Below are 14,377 nucleotides of genomic sequence, written 5' to 3'. Positions count from 1 at the left end.
TATGAACGCCGCACAACTCGACCATACCGCCAAAGTTTTGGCTGAAATGCTGACTTTCAAACAGCCTTCCGATGCCGTCCTCTCCGCCTATTTCCGCGAACACAAAAAACTCGGCCGCCAAGACCGTCACGAAATCGCCGAAACCGCCTTTGCCGCGCTGCGACACTATCAAAAAATCAGTACCGCCCTGCGCCGTCCGCATGCGCAGCCGCGCAAAGCCGCTCTTGCCGCACTGGTTCTCGGCAGAAGCACCAACATCAGCCAAATCAAAGACCTGCTTGATGAAGAAGAAACAGAGTTTCTCGGCAATTTGAAAGCCCGTAAAACCGAGTTTTCAGACGGCCTGAATACCGCCGCAGAATTGCCGCAATGGCTGGTGGAACAACTGCAACAGCATTGGAGCGAAGAAGAAATCCTCGCCTTCGGTCGCAGCATCAACCAACCTGCCCCGCTCGACATCCGCGTCAATACTTTGAAAGGCAAACGCGACAAAGTGCTGCCATTGTTGCAAGCCGAAAGTGCCGATGCAGAGGCAACGCCTTATTCGCCTTGGGGCATCCGCCTGAAAAACAAAATCGCGCTTAACAAACACGATCTGTTTTTGGACGGCACGCTGGAAGTCCAAGACGAAGGCAGCCAGCTGCTTGCCTTATTGGTGGGCGCAAAACGCGGCGAAATCATTGTCGATTTCTGTGCCGGCGCCGGCGGTAAAACCTTGGCTGTCGGCGCGCAAATGGCCAACAAAGGCAGAATCTACGCCTTCGACATCGCCGAAAAACGCCTTGCCAACCTCAAACCGCGCATGACCCGCGCCGGACTGACCAATATCCACCCCGAACGCATCAGCAGCGAACACGATACCCGTATCGCCCGACTGGCAGGCAAAGCGGACCGCGTGTTGGTGGACGCGCCCTGCTCCGGTTTGGGTACTTTACGCCGCAATCCCGACCTCAAATACCGCCAATCCGCCGAGACCGTGGCCAACCTTTTGGAACAGCAACACAGCATCCTCGATGCCGCCTCCAAACTGGTGAAACCGCAAGGTCGTTTGGTGTACGCCACCTGCAGCGTGTTGCCGGAAGAAAATGAGCTGCAAGTCGAACGTTTCCTGTCCGAGCATCCCGAGTTTGAACTCGTCAACTGCGCCGAACTGCTGCAAAGCCTGAAGATTGATTTGGATACCGGAAAATACCTGCGTCTCAACTCCGGAGAACACCAAACCGACGGCTTCTTTGCCGCAGTATTGCAACGCAAGGATTAAGGTTGAAAAAGGCCGTCTGAAATCCTTTCAGACGGCCTTTTTGATAAATTTTTTACATTAAAATCATTAGATACGATAGTCGCGCTTTGCAATAATATACTTTAAGGCATGTATCTCGACCTTTCATCAGAATATTGTGAAAAGCTGGAAAAAATGCTTTATGCTTTGTAAATGTATGTGTTCTCGTTCAAAATTCGCCCGGTCATGCCTCAGGCGATACCCGATACGGACAACGATAATATATAAATTATTTGGTTAAAAATCATGTCGCATATTTATTCTTCCCCCACAAAGCCCCGTTTATTGTCATCGGCCGTTGCCGTCGCCTGCTGTCTGTTGCCGTTTCAGACGGCCTCTGCATACAGCCTGCAAGACATCCTCAGGGACGCTTTAATCAGCGACCCGATTGTGCGTGAAGCCAAAGCCACTCAAGAAGCAGCGCAAAGCACGACCAAAGCCACGCGTGCGCGCCATTATCCTGTCGTTACCCTGACCGGCACCAAAGTACTGGCGCAACACAATAAATACAACAGCAACGATATGGAAGACGGCGTCGGCGTACGCGGCAGCCTGAACATCTATTCATGGGGCGCGATTGAAGCCGCCGTCCGCCGCGACCGCAGCCGCGAAGAATACTATCAACACAAATACACCGAAAGCCAAGAGCAGCTGGGCAGCGATATCGGCCGCCTCTACCTGAGCGCATTGCGTGCAAAAGAAACCCTGATCCTCAACGAACAGACTTTGGCGCGCCACAACAACCTCTTAAAAGACTTGGACACCATCGTCAAATATGATGCCGGCCGCCGTTCCGAGCTGATTGAAGCGCGCGCGCGCCAATTACAAGTGGCCAACATCATTGCCCAACAACGCCGCACCATGGATTTGGCCCTGAGCCGCCTATCCCGCTATACCTCGCGCCAGCTGACTGCCAACGACTTGGAAGATCCGTTTAAAAACGACACGGCGAAATCCATCACCGAACGCTTCAACAATCCCAATCGCAACAACAATCCGTCCTATCAGGCGCAATTGGCCGAGCGCGACAGCGTCCGTGCCGATTTGGACGCCTCAAAAGCCGAACGCCTGCCCGCCCTCAATTTGGAAGGCAGTGCAACGCGCAACACCAGACAGCTTTATTTAAACGTTGCATGGAATGTGTTGGATATTGCCGCACGACACAATGTGGAACGCAATGCCAAATCATTGATTGCCGCAGAAGCCAAGTCCGAACAAATCCTGCGCGACATGAACGAACGCGTTCAAACTTCCGCCATCGATATGCAGGAAAGCGAACAGCGTACCGCGCTGACGGCGCAACACATCGCCGCCCAAAAAGAAGTCATCAAAGTGTACGAATTGCAGTTTAAAATCGCCCGACGTACGTTGACCGATGTTTTGAGCGCATACAGCGAGTTATCCTCCATCGAGCAGGATTACGTTGCCGCCCGCAACGATTTCCGCGATGCAGCGCTCGACTATTTAAATACCCAGGCCAAGATCTCCGCTTGGGTCGGTTTGGCACAAAAATAAAGCCATATCCGCCGGTTAAACCAAAAACATTACGCGAAAAAATATGAAAGCCATCATTGAACACATCGTTTTAGTGACCCGCCTTTTGGGTGCGCCCGTATCCGAAGCTGCTTTGTCCGCCGAAGTCGTGCGCGACAAAAAGCTCAAGGTCAACTATCACTCACTGGTCGAAGTCCTGCGCAGCCACGGCTTTGAAAACACCTTATCCAAACGCAATCTGGAAGACATCCCCTCGCTTGCCGTGCCGGTCATGATTATCCTGCACAACGAAGAGGCCGCGGTCATTACCAAAATCGAAGGCTCCGGCCAAGAGCGCAAATACCATATCCGCCAGGTTGACGGTTTGGAACAGGAACTCAGCCACGAGCAGCTCTCCGGCCTGTATTTGGGCTACTGCTGGTTTATCAAACCCAAAATGGCTACCGATATGCGCTCGGAGCTGCCTGAATACCATTTGCCCAAAGCATGGTTTTGGAAAGTCATTTGGCGTTTCCGCAGCTACTACTACCAAGTCATCTTGGCCACCATCATCATCAACTTCCTTGCGCTCGTCAGCTCCCTGTATGTGATGAACGTGTACGACCGCGTGATTCCCAACCAAGCCTATGAAACCTTGTGGGTATTGAGCATCGGCGTGGTCTTGGCAATTTTGTTTGAGTTTGCCGCCAAGATGATCCGCGGCCACTTGACCGATATTGCCGGTAAAAAAGCCGACCTGATCATCAGCTCCGCTTTATTCCGCCGCGTGATGGCATTGCGTCTGGCAGACCGTCCTGCTTCTTCCGGTTCATACGCCAGCAATTTGCGCGAATTTGAGGCCGTGCGCGAGTTCATGACCAGTGCCAGCTTGTTAACCATCGTCGATTTGCCTTTCCTGTTGCTGTTTATCTTCGTAATTTCAATGGTCGGCGGCAAACTCGCGCTTGTTCCCCTGACCATCATTCCGATTGTCGTGATTGTCGGTTTTGTCGTACAACGCCCGCTCTCGCGCCACATCAACGAATCGATGAAAGAAGGTTCGCAACGCTCCGGCCTTGCCGTTGAAGCCATCGAAGGCATCGAAACCCTGAAAACCAACAACGCCACATCTTGGGCGCAACAACGCTGGGACGAATACACCGCCAAAACTTCCGCTTCCTCCATCAAAGTCAAAGACACCAGCAACTTCATGGTCAACTTCGCCGTCGCCATGCAGCAGCTCAATACCGTCTTTTTGGTCGTCGTCGGCACCTATCTGATTCATGCCGACAACCATGCAGAACGCATCACCATGGGTGCATTGATTGCCTCCGTGATTCTGTCCGGCCGCGCTTTGGCGCCTTTGGCACAAATCGCCGGTTTGGCCACCCGCTTCCAACAAGCCAAACTTGCCCTCAAAGGCGTAAACGACATCGTTACCCGCCCTATCGAGCGCAATCCGGAACGCAAATACATTACTTTGGACAACGTTCAAGGCAATATTACCTTTGAAAACGTATCGTTCAAATATCAAGCCGACAACAACAGCGCCGTCGAAGATTTGCGCCTGACCATCAAACCGGGGGAAAAAGTCGGCATTTTAGGCCGTATCGGCAGTGGTAAAAGCACCATGCTCAAACTGGCCAGCGGCCTGTACGACACTGAAAAAGGCAACGTTACCCTTGACGGCGTCGATATGCGCCAGCTTGACCCCAACTTCCTGCGTGACCAAGTCCTACTGTTGAGCCAATCGCCACGCCTGTTCCTCGGTACATTGCGCGAAAACATGGACTTGGCGCGTACCGGCAGTTATTCTACCGACCAAGACCTGCTGATTGCGCTCAACCGCTTTGGCCTCGACAAAATCATCCGCAACCATCCGCGCGGTTTGGATATGCCTTTGGGTGAAGACGGCTTGGGCTTGTCCGGCGGTCAAAAACAAATCATCGCCCTGGCACGCATGACCTTGCGCAATCCGAAAGTCGTCCTGCTGGACGAGCCGACCACCAGCCTGGACCAGGCTACCGAACGTATGGCGCTCAATGCTATCGCCCAATGGGGTCGCAACCGCACCATGCTTTTGGTGACCCACCGTCCGCAAGTGCTGCAAATCGTCAACCGCATCATTGTGATGGACAATGGTAAAGTCGTAATGGACGGCCCGCGTGACTTGGTATTGCAAAAACTCATGCAAAACGAACAGGCCAAAGCAGCCAACGTCAAACAACAGCAACAAGCTGTCAACGCCAAACAGCAACAACAAGCCGCCGCCCCTCAATCGGCAGCACAATAAAGCAAAAGGCCGTCTGAAAACCTACTTACCCTTTCAGACGGCCTGCCCTAATGGTTAAAATCCACCAAACACAATAAAGACACACGATTATGAGCCGCGAAAACAACGTCAAATCCAAAGACCTACACCTCATCAACGACCTCAACGCCGCCCTTCAAAAAGAAAAACACAGCGGTCAATTTTGGGTCATCATCCTTTTCTTCATTTTCCTGGTTGTCTTCGTTATTTGGGCTTACAACAGCCCGGTCGAAGAAGTGACCCGCGGCAACGGCAATATCATTCCCAGCAGCCGTGAGCAAGTGATTCAAAGCCTCGACCCCGGCATCGTAACCGAAATCATGGTTAAAGAAGGCGATATGGTCGAGAAAGATCAGATTCTGATGAAACTCGACGACACGCGCAGCTCCGCCGTTTTGCGTGAAAGCGAAGCCAAAGTCGAAAACCTCGAAGCCACTGTTGCCCGCCTTAAAGCCGAAGCCTACGGCACCAAGCTCTCCTTCCCTGACAGCGTAGGCCCCGAGCTTCGCCATCGCGAAATCGCCGCCTACAAAGCACGCCGTCAAGCCATGACCGACGCTGTCAGCGGCCTTTCCCAAAGCAAGGCCGCGCTTGACCGCGAAATCGCCATTACCGCCCCCATGGTTGCCGAAGGCGTGGTTTCCGAAGTCGAACTCTTAAGAATGCGCCGTGAGTCTGCCGACTTGGCCACCCAAATTTCCGAGCGCCGCAACCGCTACAAAGCTGATGCCAACAACGAACTTTTGCAAGCCGAATCCGAGCTGGCGCAATCCAAAGAAAACGTTGCCATGCGCGCAGACCCGGTTGAACGCTCGCAAATCCGCGCCCCTATGCGCGGCATCGTCAAAGGCATAAAAGTTACCACCATCGGCGGCGTTGTGAACGCAGGCGAAGACATCATGCAAATCGTCCCGGTTGACGACAAACTGCTGGTCGAAGCCTATATCCGCCCGCAAGACATCGCCTTTATCCGCACAGGCCAACCTGCATTGGTTAAAGTCAGCGCATACGACTACTCCATCTACGGCGGCCTGGAAGGCAAAGTTACCCTCGTTGGCGCCGATACCGTCAGCAACTCTATGCAAAACCGTGCCAACGACCTGAAACTCGACCCGAACCAAGTCTATTACCGCGTTCTCGTCCAAACCGAAAACAATTCCCTGAAAGACAAAAACGGCAAACCTATGCCGATTATTCCTGGCATGGTTGCAACGGTGGACATCAAAACCGGCGAAAAAACCATCTTCCAATACCTGATCAAACCGATTACGCGTATGAAACAAGCGTTGAGCGAACGCTAATCGATAAACCGACAAAAGGCCGTCTGAAAATTTTCAGACGGCCTTTGGTTTATGTTTTAAATACCTCCTTATCCGGCAGGCAAATTACTTCTCCTTAAAAGCAGTACCGACAAATGTCCTTTTCGGATTGCCGCGCTCAACTTGATAGAGTTGCGCATGCTGCTCCTGCGCAAAACTTCCTACCTGTCCGGCATGATACTCCGCCAGCTTTTGCGCCAAGAGCATTACCGCCAATTTTTTATTGGCATGCTGGCTGCGTTCGCTCTCGACCCGCACGGAAATGCCGCTTTCTTTATGGGTAGCGCGGACGGTACTCTCGGTTTTATTGACGTGTTGCCCGCCTTTACCGCCCGAACGGCAGGTTTGAAACTCGATTCCGTTTTCAGACGGCATTTCATACGTCTGCGGCATATCGGGCAAGCGGAAAACGCCTATATACCAATTTTTGCGCGGATGTTTCGGGCGGACGGGGCTGGGGCATATCCATTGAAGCGTCCCCTGCCAAGTTTGCGCCAAACTTTCGGCATTCTGCCCTGCCAATTTGAGCGTCGCCGACAAAATGCCGTGCTTATCGGCGGTTTCGGTAACAAGTTCGGCATCTATGCCTTTTGCTTGAGCTTCGGCAAGCAGCTTGCCCAAGACGAAACGGGCAAATATTCGGCATTCTGCCGGCCCTTGCGCGGTGGAAATTTGCAGATAAATCACTGGTGTATTCTGTTTCATCTTTACGCTCCACACTCGCCGCCGGTTTTATAAGTCAAAACAGGCTTAAACCGCGCGACCAATTCAATCAAACCTACGTTTTTCATGGCGGCAATAACGCTGTCGATACTTTTATAAGCCTGCGGTGCTTCTTCAAAAATCAGGGCCTTATCCTGACAAACGACTACGCTGCCAAACTCGGTCTGACGCAGGCTGTCGGCAGTATATTTGTGCGACAGCCTGCCTTTGCATTCGCCGCGCTGCCATTTCCGACCTGCGCCGTGAGCCAAGGTATTCAACGAAATTTGGCAATCTTCGGCAGGTCGGACCAGATAGCTGTAATCGCCGCGCGAGCCGGGTATCATGACCAAGCCTTTATCGGTGGGCGTTGCGCCTTTTCGGTGCAGCCAACCGGTTATGCCGTCAATCTCGGTTTGCTCCAAAAAATTATGGTGGACATCGAGCAGGCATGTTCCTTCTGCGCGCCAACGGTCGAGCATTCTGGCCGCAATCAAACAGCGGTTAAGGCTGGCAAATTCAAGGGCTGTTTGGTGTTCGGCAAGATAGGCCGCCGCCGCTTCGCCCTCTTCCGCCAAACCTTGATGCCCGAAGGCGGCAATATGGCGTTGCAAAATCTGCTGGCCCAATCCGCGCGAACCGCTATGCACCAACAGTTGCAGATGGTTTTCATCAAAATCGGGCGGAAGCAAATCGGCGCGATAAACGGTATCAACGGTTTGCAACTCGGCAAAATGGTTGCCGCCGCCAATCGTACCTACGGCAAGGCCGTCTGAAAATTGGCGCATATCGACAGCGTCGCCTAACAAATCAACCTGTTCGTCTTTGTCCAACGGCGTATCGATATTGCCCAGCTGTTTGGCGAGTTTGGCCGGTTTGAGTTTGGCTGCGCGTAAATCGGTCTGCCAAAACGCCATGCCGCAACCGATATCGTTCCCAATCAGGGCAGGATAAAAATGACAGTCGCTGAAAAATGCCGCACCAACCGGATAACCGCGCCCTGCGTGTAAATCCGGCATTCCGGCAACGCGTAACATATGCGGTAATCGGGCGGTGGTTTCGAGCTGTGCGACAGCGTTGCCTTCAATCCATGTATTTGAATCGGCAATAATTTGAATATTATGGGGATAATTGCCCATGTGTTTATGCTTTCTTTAAAACGGATAGAAACCGTCAACAGATGACAATAAGCATCCACCGTCTGCGAAATGTTCAGACGGCCTGGTTTCTAGCCGATAATCGTAGGGAAAGCAGCCCGAAGCGGGCGACATGGAATGCGAAAAGCGTTATCCGAAAATCAGACCGACGCTTGGGCTGCAAAGAATGTGATTGAGCGGATTGAAGTATTACGTGTCATGGCTTGCTCCTTTCTTTGCATGAAAATATTAAAAACGTTCGGATTATAGAGTGTTCATTTCCAATCATGCAAACTTACTGACATCAATCTGCCAATAATGTTGCATAAATGGCAACTATTGCGAACATGATTTAGGCCGTCTGAAAACTTTTCAGACGGCCTTTGATACCCAATAATCCTTACAAAACAACGGTCGGATAAGAGCCGACAACTTTCACGAAGGAAGCGCGTTCGCCCAGTAACTGCAAGGCTTTTTGGACATTTTCATCGCTTTGATGTCCTTCGATATCGATGAAGAACAGGTATTCCCACAAAACCGATTTGCTTGGGCGGCTTTCAAATTTGGTCATGGAAATGCCCAACTCGGTGAAAGGTTGCAACAACGAAGTAACGGCACCGGCACGGTTGGGCGCGGATACGACCAAAGAGGTTTTATCGTTGCCGCTGCGGCCGGTTTCTTGATGACCCATCACCAAGAAGCGCGTGGTGTTGTTCGGTTCGTCTTCAATGCACTCGGCGGCAAAGCTCAACTGATAAATTTCCGCGGCAATACGTCCGGCAATGGCGGCCACATTCGGGCTGTCAGATTCAGCAACCAGACGCGCTGCTTCGGCATTGCTGGCCACGGCGATACGCTCGGCATTGGGCAGATTGCGGCCAAGCCAGTCGTTGCATTGCGCCAAGGCTTGGGCATGGGCGAAAACCTTGGTAATGCCGCCGATTTCGTGGCTGTCTTTACGCAACAGGTTGTGATGGATGCGGACAACCACTTCGCCGCAGGCTTTCAACGCAGTTACTGCCAACAAGTCCAAAGTGCGCCCCACTGAGCCTTCGGTCGAATTTTCTACCGGCGCCACCAAATAATCGGCTTGACGCGTTTCAACTTGTTTGAAGCAGTTGTCGATGGTGGTACACGCCATGGTGTGTGCGGCGTGGCCGAAATGTTTGATGGCAGCTTGCTGGGTAAATGTTCCCTTCGGGCCCAAATAGGCAATCGTCAGCGGACGCTCCACCGCCAAACATTCGCTCATAATCTCGCGAAACAGCCGGGTGACCGATTCATCCGGCAAAGGGCCGCGGTTCAAATCCTGAATCCGGCGCAAAACGGCCACTTCCCGTTCAGGACGGTACACCGCGCCTGTCCCTTTCAATTCGCCGATAGCATGCGCATGACCGGCGCGCTCGTTGAGCAAACGGAGGATTTCCGCATCAATGCTGTCGATGGCATTGCGGTGCGGCAATAATTGTTCGTCTATGGATAAAGGCATAAGCTGTCTCGCAATTTTGTGAGGGATATTTTCATTTTAACATTAAAGGCCGTCTGAATTCCGTTTTCAGACGGCCTCAACACTATCTTTATCTAACTTTATCGTCTATCAGGTTTGCAAACGCCGCTAATTCCATCATAATTAAGCCTTTTGAACGACAAGGCCTATTCCATGCACTCAAACGGACTGTACACCCGTTTTCTGCCCGATGAAGAAGCAGCCCTGCAACTGGGTGAAGAATGGAGCAAGCAGCTTTCCGCTCCGCTGACCATCTATCTCGAAGGCGGACTGGGTGCAGGCAAAACCACGCTGACACGCGGGATTTTGCGCGGACTGGGGCATACGGGCGCAGTTAAAAGCCCGACTTACACCATTGTCGAATCTTATCCGCTGGATACATTCACCCTCCACCATTTCGACCTCTACCGCTTTACCATGCCCGAGGAATGGGAAGATGCCGGTTTGGACGAATTGTTTGCACCCGACAGCGTCTGCCTCATCGAATGGCCGCAGCAAGGTGGGGAATTCACGCCTCCGGCAGACATTACCATTACATTGACGTACACCGATAAGGGCAGAACCTGCACCTTTTCCGCCCACACAAACCAAGGCCGAAAAAGTTTAGAATCATGGTCAAATTAACTAGAAGACACATTCTCCGTCAAGGCACAGGACTATTTCTCACCCTCACACCCGTTGGTGCTGCATTGGCCAAACCGGCCTCTCCTGCGCAATTCCTTGCCGTCCGCATTTGGCCGGCGAACGCCTACACACGCGTTACCCTTGAGAGCAACCACTCGATGAAATACCAACATTTTATGTTGGACAACCCCAGCCGGTTGGTCGTGGATATTCAAGGCGCGGAAATCAACAGCGTCCTGCAAGGCATTTCCAGCAAAGTGCTGTCTAACGACCCTTTTATCCGCAGCATTCGTGCCGGTCAAAATACGCCCAATACCGTGCGTATCGTCATCGACCTCAAACAAAGCACCCATCCGCAAGTCTTTGCGCTCACCCCCGTCGGCAACTTCAGAAACCGCTTGGTTATCGACCTTTATCCGCACGGCGCAGATGCCAACGACCCGATGATGGCCTTGCTCAACGGCAATGTTCCCAAACAACGTCAAAATACCAATATCGCATACGACACCCCTGCCCCTAAAAACAATCGCAGCAGCGGCAACCGCCGTCCCGTGATTATGATCGACCCCGGTCACGGTGGCGAAGACCCCGGCGCAATCGGCCCGAGCGGCCTCAAAGAAAAAAACGTCGTACTTTCCATTGCCCGCGAAACCAAAAAACGCCTCGAAGCCTTGGGTTACAACGTATTTATGACGCGCAACGAAGACATCTTTATCCCATTGGGCGTACGCGTTGCCAAAGGCCGTGCGCGCAATGCCGACGTATTCGTATCCATCCACGCCGATGCCTTTACCAGCCCATCCGCTCGCGGTACCGGCGTATATATGCTCAATACCAAAGGCGCAACCAGCTCGGCGGCAAAATTCCTTGCCCAAACCCAAAACAACGCCGACGCCATCGGCGGCGTACAATCCAGCGGCAACCGCAACGTCGACAACACGATTTTGGACATGACCCAAACCGCAACCCTGCGCGACAGCCGCAAGCTCGGCCATTCCGTCTTGACCGAATTGGGCAAACTCAACCAACTGCACAAAGGCCGCGTTGATGAGGCCAACTTTGCCGTCCTCCGTGCGCCGGATGTTCCATCCATTTTGGTGGAAACCGCCTTCCTCTCCAACCCTACCGAAGAGCGGCTGCTCGGAAGCGAATCCTTCCGCCAACAATGCGCCCAAGCCATTGCCACCGGTATTCAAAAATACATCAATACCGCCGTTTTACGCCGCGGATAATGGCTTAATGAAACAAAGGCCGTCTGAAAATTTTTCAGACGGCCTTATCTTTTCAAGCAATCTATTGGCATGAACAATACAGCAAAATGGGAGAATGGCGGCAAAATAACAATTGAGCCAAACCCTGTCAATCTTTGCTATTACATGTTCTACACTCATATGCGTGCTATTTATTGTTGGTGCCTGATTTACCAAATGCCGGCTGTAATTGATCAGCAAGATCGTCTTCAATCAATTGCAGCACATCAGCGGGAAGTGTATCGGCATATTGATGAATCGTTATTTTATATTGGCCTTGATACCATTGATTTAAATGCAATGCATAGGTACTTTTATGCCCGAAGCCCAAATGCTGTGCCAATCTATTCCGAATACTGTGGCGTGAAGACCCTACGTATAGAACCTGACTTGGGCGATTTAATTTTGCGCAGGCATGTGTTTTAAGTAAGCGAAAATTTTGAAATTGCTGAAAAGTTGTATTAATGTCGCCTTCAATCTGTTGGATAACATAAATAAAGCATCCATGACTGGGCAATTGTTCCAACGTTGTAAATTCAAAGGTACGGTCAGGTACAAGCTTTTTTGCTTGTATACAATGTTCAATCAATCGGTCAAGATAACGCATATTAACCGCACTTCCCTACTGCAGCCGGATAGACGGACACCTTCGTCTGCGTCAATGCAAACAAGTTTTCCAACTGCGTTTGCGCCTGACGGTTGGCATGTTCCAAAATCTCAGCCTTACACGCGCTTTGCAATACCTGCCGTTTCGCCTCTTCCTGCACCGTCTTAAATACCGACTTATCCATAGGCAGCAAATTAAACGAGCCGGTCTGAATATCGTACACTTCGATATTTTCCAAATCCACGCTCAAAATTTCCACCGCCGGCAGGCTGATTAAGACCTTGTCGTCCACAATATTGACATTGTCCGCGCCTAACTTGTCCAAATCCAAACCGGCCAACACCTTACCGCGCACAATAAAAATACCGCTTTGCGAATCCTGCCACAGCCTGCGCCAATCCCCTTTTTTCTCCGTACGGATAATCGTATCGATATAAAATGCCGTACTTTCCAAGCGGTTCATCTGCTTAATCTGCATCAAAACCCCCTCACGGGACAAAACCTGATGTTCTTCGTTCTGACCATGCAGGGCATAAAACCAGCCGCCTGCAGCCGTCAGCGCACACAACACCAGCACGACCAATCCGCGCCCAAGCATTTTCATTTCAAACATCCCCCGTTAAAATAATCATCAAAACATTCCCCATATTCTCCCAAAACCGTCAATTTCAAGCCATACCCAGGCCGTCTGAAACAATAAATTTCATTACCAAAAAGTAATAAAAAATCTCAACAAACAAAGTTTGCCTTTTGGTAAAGACAAGACTACAATCCATTACACACAATTCAACTTCATCCCATCATGAATACCACCGACCTGCGCCGCCACAACCTGCGGCAATGGATAACACAACACCACAACGGCCAGCAAACCAAGTTTGCCCAAGCCATCGCCATCAACCAAGGCGAGCTGTCCGCCCTGCTGAAAAACAAATCTTTCGGCGAGAAAAAAGCCCGAAAAATCGAGCAGGCAGCCAATATGCCTGACATGTGGTTGGATCAAGACCACCAAGACCGCCACGCCCCCACCATCAGCCAAGAAAGAAATACCATGTCCCACATCTCCACCATTCCCGAAATCCTAGCAGACATCAAAGCCGGCAAAATGGTCATCATCACCGATGCCGAAGACCGCGAAAACGAAGGCGACTTGCTGATGGCCGCCCAATTCGTTACCCCCGAAGCCATCAACTTCATGATCAAAAACGCACGCGGCCTGGTCTGCCTGCCGATGGACGGCGAAATGGTCGAAAAACTCGGCCTGCCCATGATGACCCAGAAAAACGGCGCGCAATACGGCACCAACTTTACCGTCTCCATCGAAGCCGCCCACGGCATTACCACCGGCATTTCCGCCGCCGACCGCGCCCTGACCATTCAAACCGCCGTTTCCCCATCCGCCAAACCCGAAGACATCGTCCAACCCGGCCACATCTTCCCACTGCGCGCCCAAAAAGGCGGCGTACTCGTCCGCGCCGGACACACAGAAGCCGGCGTTGACCTGGCACAAATGAACGGCCTGATTCCCGCCGCTGTCATCTGCGAAATCATCAACGACGACGGCACCATGGCGCGTATGCCCGAACTGATGAAGTTCGCTGAAGAACACAATCTCAAAATCGGCACCATTACCGACCTCATCGAATACCGCAGCCGTACCGAAAGCCTGCTCGAAGACATGGGCAACGCACCCGTACAAACCCCGTGGGGCGAGTTCCAACAACACGTTTACGTCGACAAACTTTCCGGCGAAACCCACCTCGCCCTCGTCAAAGGCACACCTTCCGCCGACGAAGAAACCCTCGTCCGCGTCCACGAACCCTTCAGCGTCATGGACTTCATCCAAGCCAACCCGCGCCATTCATGGTCATTGCCAAAAGCCCTTGAGCGCATCCAACAAGCCGAAAGCGGAGTAGTCATCCTCCTACACCGTACCGAAGACGGCGCCACCCTGCTCGACCGCACCCTGCCCAAAGGCGCAAACCAAGCCTACAAATGGGACAGCAAAAGCTACGGCATAGGCGCACAAATCCTCGCCGGCCTCAACGTCAAAAAACTGCGCGTCCTCGGCCAGCCGTCATCCTTCACCGGCCTCACCGGCTTCGGCCTCGAAGTCGTCGGCTTTGAAGAAGCTGAAAAATAATCTTGCTTGATTGATTTTCAAAACAA

12 protein-coding genes are annotated in these 14,377 nt (G+C 52.0%); 7 read left to right on the top strand and 5 right to left on the bottom strand.

Translation table 11 applies throughout. The features are described from left to right. Position 1 precedes the first annotated feature (1 nt). From HMPREF2596_RS02960 to HMPREF2596_RS02945, 4 genes are all read left to right on the top strand, one after another. Complete coding sequence (locus tag HMPREF2596_RS02960; RefSeq protein WP_070849534.1) at positions 2-1,261, top strand: RsmB/NOP family class I SAM-dependent RNA methyltransferase; 1,260 nt, start codon at positions 2-4, stop codon at positions 1,259-1,261. Between the two features lie 303 nt (positions 1,262-1,564). Next, positions 1,565-2,794, top strand: a complete 1,230-nt coding sequence (locus HMPREF2596_RS02955; protein WP_070849600.1) for a TolC family protein — start codon at positions 1,565-1,567, stop codon at positions 2,792-2,794. Between the two features lie 43 nt (positions 2,795-2,837). Further along, positions 2,838-5,045 carry a type I secretion system permease/ATPase gene (locus HMPREF2596_RS02950; RefSeq protein WP_070695369.1) on the top strand — a complete coding sequence of 736 codons (2,208 nt, stop codon included), beginning with the start codon at positions 2,838-2,840 and terminating at the stop codon, positions 5,043-5,045. Positions 5,046-5,134: 89 nt separating this feature from the next. Continuing rightward, on the top strand, positions 5,135-6,364 hold the full coding sequence (locus HMPREF2596_RS02945; RefSeq protein WP_070849531.1) for an HlyD family type I secretion periplasmic adaptor subunit: 1,230 nt from the start codon (positions 5,135-5,137) through the stop codon (positions 6,362-6,364). A gap of 84 nt (positions 6,365-6,448) precedes the next feature. Here the strand turns inward: HMPREF2596_RS02945 and prfH are convergent, their stop codons facing one another. The 3 genes from prfH to pheA form a co-directional block, all read right to left on the bottom strand. After that, on the bottom strand, positions 6,449-7,087 hold the full coding sequence (gene prfH / locus HMPREF2596_RS02940; protein WP_083324974.1) for a peptide chain release factor H: 639 nt from the start codon (positions 7,085-7,087) through the stop codon (positions 6,449-6,451). Positions 7,088-7,089: 2 nt separating this feature from the next. Further along, on the bottom strand, positions 7,090-8,223 hold the full coding sequence (locus HMPREF2596_RS02935; RefSeq protein WP_070849529.1) for an RNA ligase RtcB family protein: 1,134 nt from the start codon (positions 8,221-8,223) through the stop codon (positions 7,090-7,092). A gap of 397 nt (positions 8,224-8,620) precedes the next feature. Beyond that, on the bottom strand, positions 8,621-9,709 hold the full coding sequence (gene pheA / locus HMPREF2596_RS02930) for a prephenate dehydratase (RefSeq protein WP_049323519.1): 1,089 nt from the start codon (positions 9,707-9,709) through the stop codon (positions 8,621-8,623). A 171-nt stretch (positions 9,710-9,880) separates the two neighbouring features. Between pheA and tsaE the strand changes: the two genes are divergently transcribed. Together tsaE and HMPREF2596_RS02920 are read left to right on the top strand one after the other, a co-directional pair. After that, complete coding sequence (tsaE, locus tag HMPREF2596_RS02925) at positions 9,881-10,351, top strand: tRNA (adenosine(37)-N6)-threonylcarbamoyltransferase complex ATPase subunit type 1 TsaE (protein ID WP_070826487.1); 471 nt, start codon at positions 9,881-9,883, stop codon at positions 10,349-10,351. After that, positions 10,339-11,583, top strand: coding sequence for an N-acetylmuramoyl-L-alanine amidase (locus HMPREF2596_RS02920; protein WP_070849527.1), 1,245 nt, complete (start codon positions 10,339-10,341; stop codon positions 11,581-11,583). Before tsaE ends, HMPREF2596_RS02920 begins: the two co-directional genes overlap by 13 nt. A gap of 166 nt (positions 11,584-11,749) precedes the next feature. Here the strand turns inward: HMPREF2596_RS02920 and HMPREF2596_RS02915 are convergent, their stop codons facing one another. Then, positions 11,750-12,208 (bottom strand): hypothetical protein, encoded by a 459-nt coding sequence (locus tag HMPREF2596_RS02915; RefSeq protein ID WP_070607785.1) that lies wholly within the window; start codon positions 12,206-12,208, stop codon positions 11,750-11,752. A gap of 1 nt (position 12,209) precedes the next feature. Further along, entirely contained in the window at positions 12,210-12,812 is a 603-nt protein-coding gene (locus tag HMPREF2596_RS02910) for a DUF4230 domain-containing protein (RefSeq protein WP_070849597.1), read from the bottom strand. Between the two features lie 195 nt (positions 12,813-13,007). Between HMPREF2596_RS02910 and ribBA the strand changes: the two genes are divergently transcribed. Further along, on the top strand, positions 13,008-14,351 hold the full coding sequence (gene ribBA / locus HMPREF2596_RS02905) for a bifunctional 3,4-dihydroxy-2-butanone-4-phosphate synthase/GTP cyclohydrolase II (protein ID WP_210389051.1): 1,344 nt from the start codon (positions 13,008-13,010) through the stop codon (positions 14,349-14,351). Positions 14,352-14,377: the final 26 nt, after the last annotated feature.

The sequence above is a fragment of the Neisseria sp. HMSC078C12 genome, assembly GCF_001838065.1.
Classification (GTDB): domain Bacteria; phylum Pseudomonadota; class Gammaproteobacteria; order Burkholderiales; family Neisseriaceae; genus Neisseria.
Note: the sequence above shows the minus strand (reverse complement) of the source record. Positions and strands in the feature narration are given on the sequence as shown.